Origin of the sequence: Brevibacillus sp. AG162 (assembly GCF_006715575.1) — a bacterium.
Taxonomy (GTDB): Bacteria; Bacillota; Bacilli; order Brevibacillales; family Brevibacillaceae; genus Brevibacillus; species Brevibacillus brevis.
Window position 1 is genome coordinate 989360 of the sequence record NZ_VFNO01000001.1, and the last position, 19675, is coordinate 1009034.

The following is a 19675-nucleotide window of genomic DNA, read 5'->3' on the forward strand; positions in this document are numbered from 1 at the left end:
TTCTACCAGCTAAACCATTTGAGTAGCGCAAGCACTTCTTGACGCTTGGCCTCAGGTAGCTTGTCGAGTCTGCGCAAGAGAAGATCGATACGCATGCGCTGTTCCACTTCGGATTCAGGTATCTTTTGCCCTTTCACCCATTGTCGTTTCAGGCGGACAGGATCGGTATCAGAGATGATCCGAAGCAGCTTTCTTTCCAACAAATCTAAGGAAGCCATAGGTGAAACCCTCTTTTTCGTTTAATCCGTTTCTTCTATTATAACACGGGTACATAAAGAAACCATGATTGGCGCACAATGGTAAAGGTGTTGAATATAACCCTTTGTAGGAGGCGTATCGATTATGGCGAAGCCGGATGACCGTTCTGACAACGCAGAAAAGCTTCAACAGATGATTTCCAATACCGAAGAGAGCATTCGTGAGTCCGAAGATTATCTGGCGGCTCATGCTGGAGAGATTTCTGCTGAGGAAAGAGCAAACCTTGAAGCAAAAAATCAGCGTCGTGAAGAAAGCATCGAGGGATTTCGCGCGGAAATCAAGGATGAATCTACGCAGGCTTAACCTTGCTACCAAACGTCTGGCGCCAACTACGCGTCAGGCGTTTTTTCATTCTAACCGGCAAAAGTGCAACAAAACATGATTTGTTTTGCGAAACATGGTAATCTGTAAGGGTACAAATTGAATAAGAGGAGAAAGACTTATGAAGCGACCAGAAGATACACGCGTCGTTGTCGGCATGTCCGGCGGAGTCGACTCCTCCGTGACGGCTTACCTGCTTAAGCAACAGGGATATGACGTCATCGGCATCTTCATGAAAAACTGGGATGATACCGATGAATTCGGCCACTGCACGGCGGAAGAAGACTTCCAGGATGTCCGGCGCGTCTGTGAACAGATCGGCATTCCATATTACACGGTAAACTTTGAAAAAGAATACATGGACAAGGTATTCCAGTATTTTTTGGATGAATATAAACGGGGACGTACACCGAATCCGGATGTCATGTGCAACCGTGAAATCAAGTTCGGTGAGCTTCTCGCCAAGGTCATGGATCTGGGGGCGGATTATATTGCTACCGGCCATTACGCGCAGGTCAAGTACATCGACGGCGAGTACAAGCTGATTCGTGGCGCAGACAACAACAAGGACCAGACTTACTTCTTGAATGTATTGGGCCAAGAACAGCTTTCCAAAACGATGTTCCCGATTGGTCATCTCCCGAAACCTCAAGTAAGGGAGATCGCAGAGAAAGCAGGACTGTATACAGCGAAAAAGAAGGACAGTACAGGAATCTGCTTTATTGGAGAGCGCAACTTCCGCGAGTTCCTGCAAAACTATTTGCCTGCCAAACCAGGAAATATCGAGACCGTAGATGGAGCAGTCATCGGTACGCACGACGGACTGATGTACTACACCCTGGGTCAACGACAAGGCTTAGGGATAGGCGGAGGTCATGGAACGAGCGGACAGCCTTGGTTTGTTGTAGACAAAGATCTGGAGCGCAACGTCCTGATCGTCGGTGAAGGCTCTGATCATATCCGTCTGTACTCGAAGAGTCTCTTGGCGACCAACGTTAGCTGGGTGAGTGATAAGAAGCCATCCGAAACGTTTACTTGTACAGCCAAATTCCGTTATCGCCAGCCAGATCAGGGAGTAACCGTTCACCTGCTGGAAGAAGGCACCGTAGAAGTTGTATTTGATCAGCCGCAAAAAGCAGTGACACCTGGTCAGGCTGTCGTCTTCTACGATGGGGAAGTATGCTTGGGTGGCGGTACGATTGACAAGGTACGCTTAGTCGATAAAGAGAACTAAGATAGACGGGGGAAGCACTCGGTGGATGCTACGAAAAAATCAAAAGTGATTATCGTTTCGTTTTTGGCGGGAGCGGTTCTCTTGGCGATCATTTCTTATTTCGGGATGGCCTCCATGGGGAAAGAGCATATGGCAACGATCCAAAACGTCATCAAGGAGAACGGCGGGGTTGTTACCTCGGGTGGAGTGACAGCGGTTCCGCTGGAGGAAAGTCCTTTTACCAACAGCGGAAAAGGCAATACCATCTACCGAATCTACTATACGAAAGATGGGCAAACGTTGACGGCTTGGTATCGTGCTGATAACGAATCCTCCATCAAGAAAGAGCCGGAAGCATGGATTCTGCCGTAAAAACAAGGATAAACCTGACTGGGAGAGTGAAGGCATCACATGACCCAACATGCTGGACTGCGTGAGCTGGCTGAACTGATTCGAAGACTCGAGCCAGAGTTAGCTGGTGCACAATTAAGTATTCTTGCTCATGAAAATAAAGAGCAAATCGCAACGCTGCTAGTGGAAGGACTCGGGACAAAGGTTTCTGTCCAACACAGCTCCGGCGAATATGCGAATCATTTGGCGGTTTTGCGGGTAGGAGCGAACAAGTACACCTTTGCGCAAGATTGGAGAGAAGTGTACATCAGCGAAATCAATTATTGCGCGTGTCGCATACCTCCAGGGGCCCATGGATTGTTGGTTCACCATATCGATTATCCAGGCGTGATTTATGATGTCTCACGAAAACTGGCCGAGTATCAAATCAATGTTTCCAAGTTAAATGTATCGCGCGAACAAAAAGGGAAGAATGCCCTGCTTATCTCTGTGACTGATGAAGAGATTACACCGACGATTGTATCTGCCATAGAAGAGCTGCCCCAAATCACCAAAGTGTTGTCTCTACAGTAAGTGAATCATGATAAACAAAAACTGCCCGTTTTTAGCGGGCAGTTTTTTTCGTGGCGAATTTGAGTCCTTGGCTAATGAAGACTGGCAAAACGGACGAATGATTTTCGTCAGCAAATTCTTTAAAGGAAGCCTTGATTTGACCTTTGCCCATAGAGGACAATCGTTCGACCATCGCCAGAGATTTTTCTTTGACCAAGAATCGCCCATCGTTTTCCAACTCCCCGATGGTGAGGAGCACATGGACGTCGAGGTCATCGGTCAGCTGGGTCTGCAATTGACTCTCCTTCGCAAGCAGCACGCTCTCATTCCAGTGGATCGAGGGACTGCCAGCTATATACCGCTGAAAAGCGTGTGGTCTCGACAAAAGTACATGCAAGACAAACAAGCCACCTAGCGAATGTCCAAAAATCGCTTGCTGCGTCCGATCGATGGGGAAGTCGTTTTCGATGCTAGGCTTGAGCTCCTCCTCCAAAAAGGTGAGGAACTGCTCCGCTCCCCCCATCTGAGGCCACTCCGCTCCTCTTGGGTTGCCAGGAAGCTCCGAGGCGGGAACTTCATACGTGTAATCAAAGAAACGGGAAGGATGGTACGGACCGTCCGTTGGATACCCAATCCCGACGACGATTGCAGGATACACGCCAGTTCGTTCAGGGCCGCGTGATTGTATTCGTATCGCTTCGGTCAAGGTTGCAAAAACAGAGTTGCCATCTAGCAAATATATGACGGGAAAGCCTGATTCCGGAGGAGGATCGGCAGGTATACTTACGAAAATGTGATAGTGACGTTCTTGATAAGTCATCATTTTACTGTAAGAACGAGGAATGACGACAGGTTGATAGTCGGTGCTTTTCATGAGGGCGACTCTCCAATCTCTCCAAGGCTAACCAACACGCACAAAATCTATTATAGGAACGAGAACCAGAGATTGGCAATAGCCGAAAAAGGAGAATAGTTAGTTTTCGAGAAGAGCGCATACCGAGCTTGACTCCTACGATATATTGAGGTAAAGTAAGTTTTACCAACTACATATTGATGCGGTGAGGTGTTTACCACCAGATTTGGTAGACTTAATAGGGAAGTCGGTGAGAATCCGACGCGGTCCCGCCACTGTAATGAGAGAGTTCCATTTGCGAAAGAATGCCACTGATCAAGAAGGATCGGGAAGGTGTAAATGGAGCGATGATCCAAAAGCCAGGAGACCTGCCTAACCGCTTGCACTGTTTAACCTACGGGAGATAGGGAAGTGTTCGAGCGCTCAATTCGCATCGGCGAATTGTTAGATGGAAGTCATCACGCGCATTCGGCATGTAAACGTCGGATGCGCTTTTACTTTGGCTAAATTTCATACATACAGAGTAAAAATAGCAGGATAGGATGAGGGACATGTTAATCGCTTATGATTCAAAAACAGGAAACGTCCGAAGATTCGTCAACAAAATTAATTTGCCACATGTGGAAATTGATCAAGATATGGTGCTGGACGAGCCATTCATTTTGATAACATACACGACGGGATTCGGACAAGTGCCGGAGAAGGTGGCGACGTTCCTGAAGCGAAATCATGTCAATCTGCGCGGAGTATCCGCCAGCGGCAACCGCAACTGGGGAACCAGCTTTGCCAAAAGCGCGGATACGATCGCGAGCCAATATGGCGTTCCGGTAATTTCTAAATTTGAACTGTCCGGTACCGGCCGGGACGTGGAACAATTTACGAGTGGGGTGGCAACAATTGCGGCATATTGAATTGAACAACGAACTGATGCAGCGTGGCAACGACGGATTTTACCAACTGGAAAAGGATCGGGAAGCGGTTGCGGTCTTCATGGAAGAAGTGCAGTCCAATACGATGACTTTTGGCAGTGTCAAAGAACGCATGGACTATTTGATCGAGAATGACTTCTATGAAAACGTCTATGAAACATACACGGTTGAGCAGGTCGATGAAGTTTTCCGTTTGGCCTATGACGCTGATTTTCAATTTGCTTCGTACATGGCTATCTCCAAATTTTATAAAGATTACGCCCTGAAAACGAACGATAAATCGATGTACTTGGAGCAGTATCCAGACCGAGTGGCCGTTGTGGCACTGTCCCTTGGACAAGGTGACTTTGAACTCGCCAAGCGTTTAACAGTATCGATGATGGATCAACGCTTGCAGCCAGCGACACCAACCTTCCTGAACGCGGGAAAAAGCCGCCGTGGAGAAATGGTCTCCTGCTTCTTGCTCGAAATGGATGATTCACTGAACTCCATCAACTTTATTTTGGGAACTTGTATGCAGCTATCCAAAATTGGCGGCGGTGTAGCCGTGAACCTGTCCAAGCTTCGCGGACGAGGAGAGCCGATCAAAGGCGTCGAGGGCGCAGCAAAAGGTGTCATGCCCGTTCTCAAGCTGCTGGAAGATGCGTTTTCCTACGCGGATCAAATGGGGCAACGCAAAGGCTCAGGTGCAGCGTACTACAACATCTTCGGCTGGGATATCAACGAGTTTCTCGATTGCAAAAAGATCAATGCGGATGAAAAAGCACGCATCAAAACGTTGTCCATCGGCTTGATCGTACCAAACGTATTCTACAAGCTGGCTGAGGAAAACAAGCCATTGACTGTGTTTGCTCCGTACTCTGTGTACAAAGAATACGGCGTGCATCTGGATGATATGGACCTCGATGACATGTACGAGGAGCTCTTGGCAAACGATCGCATCAAGAAAAAGACCGTGATGAGCGCACGCGAGATGCTGACCAAAATCGCGATGATTCAAATGGAATCGGGTTATCCGTACATCATGAACAAAACAAATGCGAACAACAACCATGCGCTGAAAGACCTTGGTTCGGTGAAAATGTCTAACCTGTGCACGGAAATCTTCCAGCTGCAGGAGACTTCGACGATCACCAATTACGGAGAAATGGATATCATCCGTCGCGATATTAGCTGCAATCTGGCATCGCTCAATATCGTCAACGTGATGGAACGAAAAATGATCCGTGAATCCGTCCACGAAGGCATCGAAGCCATTACAGCCGTGAGTGACATGACGCGTGTAGAAAACGCTCCAGGCGTTCAAAAGGCAAACCGTGAGCTGCACTCAGTAGGTCTCGGTGCGATGAACCTGAACGGTTATCTGGCAAAGAACAGAATTGCTTACGAGAGTGAAGAAGCCAAGGATTTCGCTCGTACGTTTTTCATGATGATGAACTTCTACTCCTTGGAGAAAAGCATGGAAATTGCCAAGAAAACTGGCGCCACCTTCTTGGGCTTTGAACAATCGGAATATGCAAAAGGCACTTATTTTAACAAGTATTTGACGAACGATTACAGCCCGCGGACGGAAAAAGCAAAGCTTCTCTTCGAAGGGATGCACATTCCAACGCCAGAGGATTGGGCGGAACTACAGCAAAAGGTGCAAAAGCATGGCGTTTACCATGCGTACCGTTTGGCGATTGCGCCGACACAGAGCATTTCCTACATTCAGAATGCGACTTCCAGCGTGATGCCAATCGTCGAGCATATCGAAACGAGAACGTATGCCAACTCTACGACGTATTACCCGATGCCGTACTTGTCGCAGGAAAACTATTTTTACTACAAATCGGCGTATGTCATTGATCAATTCAAAGTGATTGATCTGATTGCCGAAATTCAAGAGCACATCGACCAAGGAATTTCGACTGTGCTGCACGTGAACAGCAATATTTCCACCAGAGAACTGGCTCGCTATTACATTTACGCAGCGAAAAAAGGTCTGAAATCACTCTACTATACGCGTACGAAGCATTTGACTGTAGAAGAGTGCATTAGCTGCGCAATTTAGGGAACGAGATTCATTAAAGGAAAAGCATCAAGCAAAAAGAGAAGAGGAACGCCATATGAAAGCAGTCAATTGGAACAGGCCGGACGACGATTTTACGATGACGTTTTGGAATCAAAACATCATGCAGTTCTGGACGGATGATGAGATTCCGCTGTCAGATGACAAGATGTCCTGGATGGAGCTCAGTGCGACTGAACGGGATACGTATAAAAAAGTATTGGGCGGTCTCACCTTGCTGGATACGGTTCAGGGTGGAGTAGGGATGCCGAAGATCATGGAGCATGTCGATGGACTGCAAAGAAAAGCGGTTCTCGCCTTCATGGGCATGATGGAGCAAATCCATGCCAAATCGTACAGCAGTATTTTTACAACGCTGGCATCGACAGAAGAGATTGACGGTATTTTTTCGTGGGTAGAAAACAATCCGCATCTGCAAAAGAAAGCGGCCCTCATCTCTAAGCGCTATCAGGAAATTGAGAAACCGAAAGACTTGTACATGGCGATGGTAGCGTCCGTCTTCCTGGAAAGCTATCTGTTTTACAGCGGCTTCTTCTATCCGCTCTATTTGGCGGGTCAAGGCAAGATGACAAGCAGCGGGGAAATTATCGACCTGATTGTTCGTGACGAGAGCATCCACGGACTCTATGTCGGCGTTCTCGCCCAAGAAGTATATCAAGGTCTGAGTGTGGTCGAGCAGACCGCAGCAAAAGAGGAGCTGTATGCCCTTCTGCGTGAGCTGCAAGAAAATGAAGAGGCCTATACGACTTCGTTGTATACGGAAATCGGATTGGCTGACGAGGTTCATGCCTACGTGCGCTACAACGCGAACAAGGCATTGATGAATCTGGGGCTGGACCCGCTATTCCCAGAGGAAGAAGTGAACCCGATCGTGCTGAATGGCATTCGGACGCAGACGAAGCAGCATGACTTCTTCTCGAAAAAAGGAAATGGCTATGTCCGCACACTGAACGTAGAACCGTTGACGGACGATGATTTTATATTTTAATATGACAAAAAATGGATTCTGTGTTACTGTATGAACAGTATGTTGCCCTGCTAATTTATTGGGGCACTTCACAGAACCATGACAATTTCATAGGAGTGGGAACAGGTTCTTTGGTCGTCAGGATCGACCAAGGATGAAAAGGGAAGTCGGTGAGATTCCGACACGGTCCCGCCACTGTATGAGGGGAGTCGGCACATTGAATAGCCACTGATCCAAACGGATTGGGAAGGCATGTGCAGATGATGATCCCAAAGTCAGGAGACCTGCCTGTTTCGACGACACTGCTTAACCTACGGGAGATAGGGAGGTGTTAGGATGCTGTGATCTCAGTGCTTATTTGGCATTTCTAACGTTCTTTTTGATCGTTGGAGATGCCTTTTTTATTGGGCGGATTCGAGTCAAGATCGATTAAAGAATGGAGAGGAAGCTCATGAAAAGCAGCAATTTGGGATATCCACGGATCGGGAAGAACCGCGAGTGGAAAAAGGTATTGGAAGCATTTTGGGCAGGCACCATCGATGAGGCAAGCCTGGTACAGCAAATGGAGCAAATCCGTCACCAAAACCTGTTGTGTCAGCAGGAAAAAGGGGTCGATCTGATCCCTGTGGGTGACTTTACGTACTACGATCACATGCTGGATATGGCTGTGATGTTTGGAATGGTCCCCAAGCGTTATGAATACGAGGGAGGCCCGGTTTCATTCGCTACATACTTCGCCATGGCTCGCGGTTCGAAGGAAGCTGTCGCCAGCGAAATGACGAAATGGTTTAACACGAACTACCATTATATCGTCCCGGAGTTCGGTGAACGACAACCATCCATAACGGAGAACAAGCCTCTCCAGGCATATTTGGAGGCCAAAGAAAAGCTCGGTATCATCGGAAAGCCTGTCATTGTAGGCCCGTATACGTTTGTCAAATTGTCCAAAGGATATGAGAAAAACGAATTTGAGACTGTCGTGGATCAACTCGTTCCGCTTTACATAGAAGTTCTCCGGGAGTTGGAGCTGCATGGCGTGGAATGGGTGCAAATCGATGAGCCAGCATTTGTACGGGATGTCTCGTCGCATGATCGCGCCATCATCAAACGGATTTATACGCAAATCGATCAAGCACTACCGCATCTACAGTGCATGCTGCAAACCTATTTTGAAGCGGTGGATTGGTATGAGGAGCTGGTTTCATTACCGATAAAAGGAATTGGTCTTGATTTTGTACACGGGGCCAAGCGCAATCTAGCGAATCTGACAAGACATGGGTTTCCGGCAGAAAAGATTCTCGCGGCGGGAATCATCGACGGTCGAAACATATGGCGTGCGTCCATTGAGGAGAAATGGGAGCTGGTCAAAGAAATTTCCGAAATAGTTCCACTCGAAAAGCTGTGGCTGCAGCCGTCCAGTAGTTTGTTGCATGTACCGGTAACGGTTGAAGCAGAGAGCGACTTGCCAGAGGAAGTCATGCCAGCATTGGCGTTTTCCGACGAAAAACTGGGGGAAGTACAGCTCTTAGTCCAAGGATTCCAATATGGTAAGTATGTCATTTCGAGAGAGATCTCCCAAAATGAAGCGGATTTGCTCAAGCTGGCACTATCTCCAGCGAGGAATCGTCGAGAAGTGAAGAATGCTTTGCGTCAAATAGCTGCTGCAAAACCTGAAAGAAGCGTCCCTTATCTCGAACGTCGAGAGATTCAACAAGATATGTGGAAGCTGCCACTGCTGCCAACTACTACAATCGGAAGCTTCCCGCAGACGGCGGAGGTTCGCCAAGCCCGACAGCAGTTTAAAAAAGGGAACTGGACAGTGGAGCAATACGATGCTTTCATTCAGGCGCAAATCAAGGAGTGGATCGAGATACAAGAAGAGCTCGGTTTGGATGTCCTCGTCCATGGCGAGTTTGAGCGAACAGATATGGTTGAGTATTTTGGCGAAAAGCTCGATGGCTTTTTGTTCACGAAAAACGGCTGGGTGCAGTCGTATGGCTCGCGCTGCGTGAAGCCACCTATTATTTACGGAGATGTGGAGTTTGTGGCACCGATGACGGTCAAAGAAAGTGTGTATGCAAAGTCATTGACCGACAAACCAATGAAAGGCATGTTAACAGGTCCAGCGACCATCTTACATTGGTCATTTGCTCGAGTCGATGTCACCCGACAAGAAGTGTGCGAACAAATCGCCTTGGCATTGCGAAAAGAAGTAGAAGCCTTGGAAGAAGCGGGGATTCTCATGATTCAAGTCGATGAACCAGCACTGCGCGAAGGACTTCCGCTCAAAAAGGAAGAACAGGCAGCTTATCTCGAATGGGCTGTCAGAGCGTTTCGTCTAGCGACCTCAACCGTTGCGCCGAGCACCCAAATTCACACACATATGTGCTATTGCGAATTCCATGATTTTATGGATGTCATCAGCGAACTCGATGCCGATGTGGTTTCGATTGAAACTTCCCGCAGCCACGGAGAGCTCGTGTCTGTGTTCGAAACAGGTACATATGACAAAGGCATCGGGCTCGGTGTATACGATATCCATAGCCCCCGGATTCCAGCTGTCTCAGAAATGGAAGAGATGGTAGCACGAGGTGTACAAGTACTTCCACCAGATCAATTTTGGATTAATCCGGATTGCGGGCTGAAGACAAGAGGGAGAGAAGAAACCATTCAGTCATTACGAAACATGGTTGCGGCAACGAAGGCGATTCGGAGTCGTTTGACAGCCCAGTAGGAAGGTGCACGCGATGGAGGAGCCGCACAAATGATGACAGAAGCACTTTCATAAGTGATACGATTAGCAACTTGAGTAGGGGACTTCGTTTAGGGAGTCCTTTTTTCATTGAGTTTGGTTTAAGACTCCTTGAGTCCACCTTGGGAGAGTACGATTGTTATTGTAGAGGAGCCAGATCCTCAACGATGTGAAGGATTACATTTTAATTACTTGACCGAGCTCATAAAAAACGGCTGATAGCAAGAGAAGTTTTTAGTAGTAAAAGGTTGTGGATGAATTATTTTCGTAAAATTAAAAATTATATTGACGTTCCAAGTGCTATGATTTAACTTATTTCTTATATGGTTTCCAACAAAAGGAGATTTAGGTATATTATCTCTTCTTTTTCGGTCAATAGAAGGGGCGAAGATATTGCAAAGTCTGGTGTTACCGCTTACTCATCCACAGAAACGAATTTGGTACATTGAAAAAATCTATCCCAATCTGCCTATGTACAACATCGGAGGGATTGTACATCTTAAAGGCCCTGTTGAGTTGGCGCTGTTGGAAGAGGCAATCCATCTGTTTCTTGAGAAACATGAAGGCGTGCATGTTCGGATCAGCGAGCATGAGGGTATACCTGCTCAGATTGTCGTTCCCTATCGCCGTGAAACTGTACCGTTGCTTGATTTCAGCCAAGAGGATGATCCACAAGCTGCGGCGGCCAAGTGGGCGGAGACGGAATTCAGACGAGCTTTCCAGCTTGTTGGGCAGCCGCTGTACTGTTTTGCTCTGCTTAAAATGACTGAACAGCATAACGCTTATTTTGTGAAGTTTCACCATTTGGTGGCGGATGGATGGAGTATTCAGATCATGACTGATCAGATCTGCAGTCAATACCTCCAACTGCTCGCTCAAGAAGAGATCGATCAGACCCCGGAACCTAGTTATATCGAAACGATCAAAGGGGAGCGCGAGTATTTGGAAAGTGCGCGCTGCACCAAAAACCGTCGTTATTGGCTGGACAAGTTCCGCTTGCTGCCGGAGGGATTTCTGCACAAGAGTTCGGATGACCTGTCGGGAAGGCGAAAACGGTATTTGCTGGACGGACCGTTGTCTATGCGTATCAGAGAGTATGTCGAACAAACGAAGTGTTCGCTTAACACATATTTCACCGGGTTGGTTTTGCTCGATCTCTATAAGACGACTCAACAGCAGGATTTAATCATCGGTAGCCCGGTATTGAACCGTTCCGGAGCTAAGGAAAAACGAATGGTAGGAATGTTCACCAGCACAGTTCCTTTTCGTACAACTGTCAACGGTGAAGCCGCAGCTTCCGAATTCCTCAAGCGGTTGAACCGTGAATTTCGCGACGCGTATTTTCATCAGCGCTATCCGTACGATCTACTGGTCTCGGAGTTGGAGCTGAACAAGCAGGGAGTCGATCAACTGTTTCAAGTCTGCGTAAACTATTACAACACAAAACTAGTGAGCGGTTGGGATGGCGTCACGGTAGAGAATGAGGAGTTCTATAGCGGGTATCAAGTCTATTCGTTGCAAGTCGTTATTAAGGATTGGCAGGATTCGGGACGAATTGAACTGCAGTTTGATTTTAAAAGGGACGATTATGATGAAGACGCGATCGAACGGATGCAACGTCGGATGGTATTGCTGTCAGAACAGATTTTACTGTCCGGCGGTCAGGTCACAATCGATGGGCTGACAATCCTTGAAGAGGCGGAACGAGAGGAGTTGCTTGTGAGGCGCAATCGCACCGTTACGGACTATCCATCCGTTCCTGTGCATCAACTGTTCGTTCAGCAGGCGAAAGCTGCCCCGCATAGAATAGCTGCAATCCTCGGGCGGAAGACACTCACGTACGGTGAATTGCATGAGGGTTCAAATCGATTGGCACATCTACTGAAGGAGCGTGGCATAGGGCCGGGATCGATTGTAGCCGTACATCTTCGGCATTCGTTTGAGCTACTGATCTCACTGTTTGCAGTGTTAAAATCGGGCGCTGCTTACCTACCGATGGATCCGGCGTATCCGTCAGACCGGATCTCCTTTCTATTAAAAGACAGTCGGGCGGCTCTGTTGTTGGCGGACGAGTCCTTTTCGGCCGGCGCTGAGGTTGTCACCGATATAATACGCGTGAATGAGCTGGCGAATGACGCAGGCTCGCCGGAAGATCTGGAGACGAGTATGAATGCGGAAGCCCCCGCCTATGTGATCTACACATCAGGTTCGACCGGACTGCCCAAAGGGGTTGTCGTCACGGAGAGGGGGCTGGTCAACTACGTGTGGTGGGCGATGAAAAGCTATCTTCGCGGGCCGGACGATGTTTCGGCTCTTTACACGTCACTCGCCTTCGATCTGACAGTCACCTCAATTTATCCGGTTTTGATCTGTGGCGGCGCCATCGCTATTTATCCAGCCAAGGAAGACGAGTTCGTCTTGGATTTGCTCTTGCGTGAAGGAGTAGCGACGGTTGTCAAGACGACACCTGCCCACTTGGCGCTAATTCGTGAGAAACGTTATCCAGATGCGGCGGTACACACATTGATTGTTGGGGGAGAAGACCTAAAAGCTTCGTTGGCTGCTGATGTCTTGTCGATTTTCGATGGAAGAGTGTCGATCTTCAACGAATACGGTCCGACCGAGACAGTGGTCGGGTGCATGTTTCATCGATATGACCAAGCGGATGGCCGGAAAGGCTCAGTGCCAATTGGGCGCCCGATTTTCAACACACGCCTGTATCTGCTGGACCCAAGAGGCGAACCTGTGCCGATTGGGCAAAAAGGTGAGTTGTGCATTGCCGGAGACGGCGTAGCGCTCGGTTACTTGAACCGCCCTGAGTTGACTGTTGAGCGATTTGTGCAAGACCCATGGGGCACGGGGCGTATGTTTAAGACGGGTGACGTGGCGAGATGGCGTGCGGATGAAGTAATGGAGTATCTCGGACGGATGGACTCCCAGGTCAAAGTGAAGGGGCATCGCATCGAACTGGGGGAAGTTGAAAATCAACTGCTCGCTGTGGAGGGTGTTGTCGAAGCAGTGGTCGTCGATGTCCAAGACGCTTCTGGGCAGACGGCACTTGCCGGGTTTGTGGTCACGAACGGCGGGCTCACAGCGTTCGAGATTCGCAAGACCTTGCTGGGACGCTTGCCCAGCTATTTGGTGCCAGCCTATCTGGTGTTGATGGATAGTTTGCCACTGACATCAAACGGGAAGGTGGACCGGAAGGCGTTACCCGATCCACTGACAGAAAGTAGTACGATGTTAACCAACTCACTTCAGTCGTTGGAGATTTTACGAAATATTTTGCAAAGTATTTTACAGGTGGACCAGGTAGCGGCGAGCGATAATTTTTATCACCTTGGCGGTGACTCGATCAAGGCAATCCAAGTGGTGTCCAAGCTGTCTGAGGTGGGTCTGCACTTGAAGGTCAGAGACATCCTGTCCTACCCGGTGATCGGTGAACTGGCTGCCGTGATCGAGGAGCAAAGCTTACGAGTTGCCGCTGCGCAAGTCCCGGTTGAAGGGCAAGTGCGGCTAACGCCGATTGTTGCCTGGTTTTGGGCACAAGAGCTTACGAATCCGAACTTTTTCCATCAAACAGTGTTTTTGAAGCTGCGTCATTTGGTCTCGCCGTCGCTTCTGCAAACCGCTGTGACCTGTGTGATGCGCCATCATGATACCCTTCGACTTCGCTATGACGAGGCCGTAGGTACGCTCTGGTATGATCCTGCATGGCTAACGAAGGAGTTTGATTTGGCGGAGATTACCGTCTCTGATGAAGACGATCTGCAGCGTCAGGCCCAACTGTTCAAAGAGAGCCTGCGCCTGACTCGAGGACCGCTGTTTGGTGCTGCGTTGTTCCATATGCAGGAAGTGGACTACCTATTGCTAACGGCTCATCACCTGCTGGTTGACGCGGTGTCTTGGCATGTGTTGCTGGAGGATCTCAACCTAGCCCTGACCGCTCTGTCACGGGAAGAAGAGGTGAAGTTCCCTGCCAAGACGATGTCGTATCAGGCGTGGGCTGACGCGTTGCACGATATGGAGTTGGACGAGGAGTTACCGTACTGGCAACAGGTTCTAGAGGAGGAGACGGAGACTTTGCCTTATGAGTTCGACTACGGGGCTGACCTTCTCCGAGAGTGTAAGGCTGTAACGGTAAATCTGTCGAAGGAGGAGACGGGTTTTCTGATCACTGACGCCAACCGTGCGTACAACACACAGCCGATCGACTTGCTATTGACCGCCTTGGGACTTGCGTTACGGGAGATGAGCGGTACCACGGGAGCTGTAACAGTGGAGAGTGAGGGCCACGGGCGTGAACCGTTCATTGAGGAACAAGACATATCGCGAACAGTCGGCTGGTTCACAGCCTTGTACCCGATTCGTCTAACTTTTGCGGGCGAGCTAGAGTTGGGAGAGGCAATCAAGCAAATCAAAGAGCAAGTGTTTGCTGTCCCCAATAAAGGTATCGGCTACGGAGTCCTGTCAGCCCTTCGGGGCAAACTCCGAGAAGTCGGACGCAAGCGGGTGCGATTCAACTACTTGGGCGTGATCGACAATCAGGCCCCGAGCGAATGGATCGAGCGTAGCTCTTTGGACACCGGTCCTGAACAGTCGGGGGAGAACGTATTGACAGCCCGGCTTGACATCGTTGCGTATGTACAGGATCAGCGCCTGAGCGCAGTGTTTACATACAGCACGCGCAAATTCTCCCCAGACACAATGGAACGGTTTGCGAGCCTGTGGCGTTTGCAGGTACAACGATTAATCGCCCATTGCATGGGTAAGGAGGACAGGGAGTTTACGCCGTCAGACTTCGAAACTGCTGGGCTTAGCCAAGAGGCACTCGACCTGTTATTTGAATAAGAAAAGGAGCTTTTATATGAATCTGCTGCGATTGTGTCTCCTGCTCTTGACTATCCTAATCGCGAGCAGCCCACTACTTCCTACTGCAATGGCAGTAACGAATGCTCCGGATAAGATCGAAACATTCATCTATGAACAAATGGACGCAAGCAAAATCCCTGGCCTAGCTGTGGTAATTGTAAATGGAGATCGGGTCGTATATGAGCGCGGTTTTGGGTACAGCGATCTGGAGAAACAGCGCCCTGTCACCCGCGAGACGGTGTTTGAGCTCGGTTCGAACACGAAGGCGTACACCGCACTGGCTGTGTTGCAATTGGAACAACAGGGCCGGTTGAAGTTAAAGGATCCGGTTAGCAAGTACCTGCCTTGGTTTACGGTAACGCTTGGTGGACAGCCTGTTGAAATAACGCTGGAACAGCTGTTGTACCATAAGTCTGGACTTCCGCCGGAGACCGTCGGGCTCATTCCGCGCTCGTCTTCAGACGATGCTCTGGAGCAGTGGGTACGGAAACTGAGCGGTATAGAACTCAAGCCTGCCAAAGGAACCCGGCTTGGCGAGCGATTCGAGTATGCAACAGCCAATTACGATATTCTTGGTTTGGTGATTCAGACGGTGAGTGGAATACCCTATGAGGAGTACATGCAGCGAAATGTCCTGCAGCCGCTTGGACTCGATCATACTTATGCCAATTATGAGGATGCCGTTCGTAACGGGCTCTCTGCTGGATATAAGATGGGTTTTACATATCCACTTGCCTATGAGGCGCCCCGATATAGGGGAAATGTACCTGCAGGTTATATAAGCGCGTCCATGCAGGATGTGGCGGAATGGATGAAAATCCAGCTCGGCACGAAAAAGATCAACGGGTTCGGTGAGGAGTTAATCCGCCGCTCGCATGCCCCCGACACGACTGTGCCACCGTCTAGCAACGGATCATCGTATGCGGCAGGCTGGTCGGTCTTCCAGCGTGGGAGTGGCGAATTGTCACATGGAGGCGAGAATCCGGCCTTTTCTTCATTCATGGTGCTTCGTCCCGGTGACAAGATCGGAATAGCCGTTCTCGCTAACATGAATTCTGATTATACCGAATATATCGCCCGAAGCCTACTTGATCTGATTCAGGATCGTGAGCTGGTCAAACCCCAAAAAGATCAACTCGACCAAGTAGACAAAATTGCAACACTCGTTCTCGCTGTGATGGTACCGACGGCACTCGCTCTGCTAGTTTTTCAAATCCGAGCAGTTCGGGAGATTGGGAGCGGCGTGCGCAAGTTTGCAGGCTTTCGAGGCAAGGAAGTTAGGGGAGCACTTTTATCCGGTGTTTTCCTCGGGTTGTTTCTCCTTGGTTTTTATTGGTTGCCAAATATCTTGTTCGAGCGATTGCCATGGGGCGAAGTGAGCGTCTGGGGCCCTCAATCGCTGCTTCCGGCTGTCTTGGCGATGATCGCAGTAGGCGTGCAGTTCTTTTTGTATCACTTGTTGATCCTGTTTTTCCCAAAAAGTATGGAAAAACTCTATCCGGCGTTGATCCTTCTCGGGATTGTCAGTGGTTTTGGTAACGCGTTTATCATCTTCGTGATCAACCAAACTTTCGGCAATCAGGACAATTTGACGAATGGGTTGCTGTTTTACTTCGTGCTTGGGATCATCATGTACGTATGCGGGCAGCGGTACATTCGCACAAAACTCGTGACGATGACCAATAATCTCGTGTATGAAAAACGAACGGACATGATTCAAAAAATTTTGCGAACACCATTTTATAAGATGGAAGCCATCGCGGACGGGCGTATGCACGCTGTGCTCAATAACGATACCGAAGTCGTCTCTCGATCTATGAATGTGCTGGTCGGCGGCCTCACTTCTCTGGTTACACTGATTTGTTGCTTTCTCTATCTAGGGTTGCTGAACGGATATGCGCTTTTTATCTCCATGGCCGTAATCGCGCTCGCCGCCGGATTGTATTTTTATATGGGCAACAAGGCGGAGAAGCTGTGGGAGGAGACACGCGACATCCAAACGACCTTTTTCCGTCTTATGAACGACCTGATTAAGGGGTTTAAGGAGTTGCGCCTTAACCATCACCGTAACCTGAGCTTTCGCGATCAGATGGAAAAGAGTTGTGACGCTTATAGATGGAAACGGACGGAAGGAGACGTTCGATTTGCCAGTGTCACGGTGATCGGGGAATTGTTGTTCACGGTCGTGATCGGGTTTGTGGCTTTTTTGTTTCCATTGATCTTCCCCCATATTCAGGCGGGAACCCTGCAAGTGTTTGTGTTTGTCTTTCTCTATATGACAGGTCCAGTCAATGGAATCCTGATGTCCTATCCAACATTCGTGCAGATTCGCATTTCCTGGAAACGGATTCAGGAACTGAGCGAGGAGATAGCCAATCTGAATGCACCGAATGATGAAGACTTGTATATTCCGAACGGCCAGGAGCCAGTAGAACTGGTCATGCGGGGGGTATCGTACAAGTATGCGGCGACCGACGGTTCTGCGTTCGGCGTCGGACCGATTGACTTGACCTTCCGCTCCGGAAGCATCACATTCCTTACGGGAGGCAATGGCAGTGGCAAAACGACGTTAGCCAAGCTGCTCACGGGCCTGTACGTCCCACAGGAAGGCTTCGTGCTCGTCAACGGTGAGAGCTTATCTTCGGAGCAACTAAGTCAGTATTTCTCAGCGATATTTAGCGATTATTACCTGTTTGATCGCCTATACGGGATCGACGTTAAGGGACAAGAGGCCAAGATTGAGGAACTGCTCAGCCAATTGGAATTGTCGGAAAAAGTCGCTGTAGTGGACGGTCGTTTTACGACGACATCCTTGTCAACTGGTCAGAAAAAGCGTCTGGCTCTGTTGCTTTCCTATCTGGAAGATCGTCCGATTTGCCTGTTTGATGAATGGGCAGCCGATCAAGATCCAGAGTACCGCCGGCATTTCTATGATGAGATTCTGCCCAGGCTCAAAGAACAGGGCAAGTGTGTAATCGCCATCACGCACGACGACCGCTACTTTCACATGGCTGACCAGCATATCAAGCTGGAAATGGGCAGGGTGGTCGAGTATGCGGGGCAGAACCCTCTGGTGTCCCTGTAACAAATACGAGACGGAAGCGAGGTATCATTCATGGAACAGACGAAAGAACAGCTCAAACAGTTTTTACATCGATTTTTCCGCAAACCCGATTTGCAGGATGACGATGATATATTCGCCCTTGGTTTTGTGAATTCGCTGTTCGCTATGCAACTGGTGATGTTCATCGAGACGGAGTTAGGAATTGAACTAGAGAATCAAGATATTCATTTGGACAATTTCCGCAGTATCAACGCAATCCTGAACTTGATCAGAACCAAGCAAGCGGTATAGAGGAGACGGATACACGTGAATCTTGAATTTTCACAAGGGCAAGAGGCGTTTTACGCCTCTTGCCGAGCTTTTGTGGATGAGCATATCACACCAAATGCGAACGAATGGGATGTGCGCGAAGAGACCCCCAACGAGATTATCCGAAAATTGGCCGAGCAGGGCTATCTTGGTGCGGCCGTTCCGAAGGAGTGGGGTGGACTTGGTCTTGATGCGATGTCGCTTGGACTTTTGCATGAGGAGATCGGACGAGGCTGTTCCTCCATCCGTTCCTTGCTAACTGTGCACGGAATGGTGTGTGTAGCCATCACTCGCTTCGGGACGAAGGAGCAGAAGGAAACGTGGCTGCCTAGATTGGCGAGTGGTGAGTTGGTCGGCGCGTTCGGCCTCACCGAGCCATTTGCCGGAAGCGATGCGAAGAGCATCCGGACGACTGCGGAGTTACGAGGAGATCAGTATGTTCTTAATGGTAACAAGAAGTGGATCACCTATGGACAGCTGGCCGATTTGTTTCTGATCTTCGCGCAGCATGAAGGCAAACCGACCGCTTTTCTCGTCGAGCGCCATACGCCCGGATTTGCAACTTATCCGGTTAGCGGTATGTTGGGGACCCGCGCTTCGATGATAGCGGAGCTGACGATGATCGACTGCGCGATCCCTCAGGCCAATCTGCTGGGGCTACCCGGTTTTGGTATCACCTATGTGGCAACAACGTGTCTGGACTATGGCCGTTTTACCATCGCATGGGGGTGCGTTGGAATCGGACAAGCCTGTATCGAGGAGTCGGTACGTTATACGGCCAGCCGTGAGCAGTTCGGGGTACCTCTCCGCAAGCACCAACTGATCCAGAAGATGATCACTGAAATGGTCACGCAGGTGAAAGCAGCTCGTCTGCTGTGCGAGCGGGCTACCCGGTTAAAGGGGCAAGGAGATCCGCGGTCGCTGGCAGAGATGTGGACAGCCAAGTATTTTGCCTCGACGATGTTACCCAAGTTGACCAGCGATGCGGTGCAGATGCACGGAGCCATCGGTTGCAGCCAAGCGTCGACAGCGCAGCGTCATTATCGCGATTGTAAAGTGATGGAGATAATCGAGGGTTCGACACAAATGCACGAGATGATTATCGCCGATCACGCATACCAGGAGTTCTTGTAATCCGGACGGTATTCTGAAAGATCAAACCC

At 49.3% G+C, this 19675-nt stretch carries 14 protein-coding genes and 2 riboswitches; of the genes, 12 read left to right on the top strand and 2 right to left on the bottom strand.

Annotation, left to right across the window (positions count from 1 at the left end):
* Nucleotides 1-2 precede the first annotated feature (2 nt).
* Nucleotides 3-218 carry a hypothetical protein gene (locus tag FB479_RS04675; protein ID WP_142062838.1) on the bottom strand — a complete coding sequence of 72 codons (216 nt, stop codon included), beginning with the start codon at nucleotides 216-218 and terminating at the stop codon, nucleotides 3-5.
* A 124-nt stretch (nucleotides 219-342) separates the two neighbouring features.
* On the opposite strand from FB479_RS04675, the gene tlp reads away from it, so the two are divergent.
* From tlp to FB479_RS04695, 4 genes are all read left to right on the top strand, one after another.
* Nucleotides 343-561: a small acid-soluble spore protein Tlp gene (gene tlp, locus FB479_RS04680; protein ID WP_106656386.1), complete on the top strand. Its 219-nt coding sequence runs from the start codon at nucleotides 343-345 to the stop codon at nucleotides 559-561.
* A gap of 139 nt (nucleotides 562-700) precedes the next feature.
* Nucleotides 701-1813 (top strand): tRNA 2-thiouridine(34) synthase MnmA, encoded by a 1113-nt coding sequence (gene mnmA / locus FB479_RS04685; protein ID WP_106656385.1) that lies wholly within the window; start codon nucleotides 701-703, stop codon nucleotides 1811-1813.
* Nucleotides 1814-1834: 21 nt separating this feature from the next.
* The gene (locus FB479_RS04690) at nucleotides 1835-2164 is read left to right on the top strand and encodes a hypothetical protein (RefSeq protein ID WP_142062841.1); all 330 of its coding nucleotides are present in this window, start codon (nucleotides 1835-1837) and stop codon (nucleotides 2162-2164) included.
* 39 nt (nucleotides 2165-2203) lie between these two features.
* Complete coding sequence (locus FB479_RS04695; RefSeq protein ID WP_142062846.1) at nucleotides 2204-2716, top strand: ACT domain-containing protein; 513 nt, start codon at nucleotides 2204-2206, stop codon at nucleotides 2714-2716.
* Nucleotides 2717-2747: 31 nt separating this feature from the next.
* On the opposite strand, the gene FB479_RS04700 is transcribed toward FB479_RS04695, so the two are convergent.
* The gene (locus FB479_RS04700) at nucleotides 2748-3569 is read right to left on the bottom strand and encodes an alpha/beta hydrolase (protein ID WP_142062849.1); all 822 of its coding nucleotides are present in this window, start codon (nucleotides 3567-3569) and stop codon (nucleotides 2748-2750) included.
* Nucleotides 3570-3739: 170 nt separating this feature from the next.
* A riboswitch (cobalamin riboswitch) is annotated at nucleotides 3740-3938 on the top strand.
* Nucleotides 3939-4099: 161 nt separating this feature from the next.
* Between FB479_RS04700 and nrdI the strand changes: the two genes are divergently transcribed.
* The 8 genes from nrdI (at nucleotide 4100) to FB479_RS04740 (ending at nucleotide 19646) form a co-directional block, all read left to right on the top strand.
* Nucleotides 4100-4459 (top strand): class Ib ribonucleoside-diphosphate reductase assembly flavoprotein NrdI, encoded by a 360-nt coding sequence (gene nrdI / locus FB479_RS04705; protein ID WP_142062852.1) that lies wholly within the window; start codon nucleotides 4100-4102, stop codon nucleotides 4457-4459.
* Complete coding sequence (gene nrdE / locus FB479_RS04710; RefSeq protein ID WP_142062855.1) at nucleotides 4446-6530, top strand: class 1b ribonucleoside-diphosphate reductase subunit alpha; 2085 nt, start codon at nucleotides 4446-4448, stop codon at nucleotides 6528-6530. The genes nrdI and nrdE overlap by 14 nt, the downstream gene beginning before the upstream one ends.
* Before the next feature lie 55 nt (nucleotides 6531-6585).
* Nucleotides 6586-7536: a class 1b ribonucleoside-diphosphate reductase subunit beta gene (gene nrdF, locus FB479_RS04715; RefSeq protein WP_142062858.1), complete on the top strand. Its 951-nt coding sequence runs from the start codon at nucleotides 6586-6588 to the stop codon at nucleotides 7534-7536.
* An 86-nt stretch (nucleotides 7537-7622) separates the two neighbouring features.
* Nucleotides 7623-7821, top strand: a riboswitch (cobalamin riboswitch).
* A gap of 145 nt (nucleotides 7822-7966) precedes the next feature.
* Nucleotides 7967-10249 carry a 5-methyltetrahydropteroyltriglutamate--homocysteine S-methyltransferase gene (gene metE, locus FB479_RS04720; protein WP_142062861.1) on the top strand — a complete coding sequence of 761 codons (2283 nt, stop codon included), beginning with the start codon at nucleotides 7967-7969 and terminating at the stop codon, nucleotides 10247-10249.
* A gap of 411 nt (nucleotides 10250-10660) precedes the next feature.
* Nucleotides 10661-15118 (top strand): non-ribosomal peptide synthetase, encoded by a 4458-nt coding sequence (locus FB479_RS04725; RefSeq protein WP_142062864.1) that lies wholly within the window; start codon nucleotides 10661-10663, stop codon nucleotides 15116-15118.
* A gap of 16 nt (nucleotides 15119-15134) precedes the next feature.
* Entirely contained in the window at nucleotides 15135-18224 is a 3090-nt protein-coding gene (locus FB479_RS04730) for a cyclic peptide export ABC transporter (RefSeq protein WP_255438273.1), read from the top strand.
* 30 nt (nucleotides 18225-18254) lie between these two features.
* Nucleotides 18255-18494, top strand: a complete 240-nt coding sequence (locus FB479_RS04735; RefSeq protein WP_142062867.1) for an acyl carrier protein — start codon at nucleotides 18255-18257, stop codon at nucleotides 18492-18494.
* Nucleotides 18495-18509: 15 nt separating this feature from the next.
* Nucleotides 18510-19646: an acyl-CoA dehydrogenase family protein gene (locus tag FB479_RS04740; protein ID WP_142062870.1), complete on the top strand. Its 1137-nt coding sequence runs from the start codon at nucleotides 18510-18512 to the stop codon at nucleotides 19644-19646.
* Nucleotides 19647-19675: the final 29 nt, after the last annotated feature.

Excerpts from the sequence above, each read along its gene's own strand:
- FB479_RS04735 (WP_142062867.1), top strand. The coding sequence starts at position 18,255 with ATGGAACAGACGAAAGAACAGCTCAAACAGTTTTTACATCGATTTTTC.
- nrdI (WP_142062852.1), top strand. The coding sequence starts at position 4,100 with ATGTTAATCGCTTATGATTCAAAAACAGGAAACGTCCGAAGATTCGTC.
- metE (WP_142062861.1), top strand. The coding sequence starts at position 7,967 with ATGAAAAGCAGCAATTTGGGATATCCACGGATCGGGAAGAACCGCGAG.
- FB479_RS04675 (WP_142062838.1), bottom strand. The coding sequence starts at position 218 with ATGGCTTCCTTAGATTTGTTGGAAAGAAAGCTGCTTCGGATCATCTCT.
- nrdF (WP_142062858.1), top strand. The coding sequence starts at position 6,586 with ATGAAAGCAGTCAATTGGAACAGGCCGGACGACGATTTTACGATGACG.
- FB479_RS04695 (WP_142062846.1), top strand. The coding sequence starts at position 2,204 with ATGACCCAACATGCTGGACTGCGTGAGCTGGCTGAACTGATTCGAAGA.
- tlp (WP_106656386.1), top strand. The coding sequence starts at position 343 with ATGGCGAAGCCGGATGACCGTTCTGACAACGCAGAAAAGCTTCAACAG.
- mnmA (WP_106656385.1), top strand. The coding sequence starts at position 701 with ATGAAGCGACCAGAAGATACACGCGTCGTTGTCGGCATGTCCGGCGGA.
- FB479_RS04730 (WP_255438273.1), top strand. The coding sequence starts at position 15,135 with ATGAATCTGCTGCGATTGTGTCTCCTGCTCTTGACTATCCTAATCGCG.
- FB479_RS04700 (WP_142062849.1), bottom strand. The coding sequence starts at position 3,569 with ATGAAAAGCACCGACTATCAACCTGTCGTCATTCCTCGTTCTTACAGT.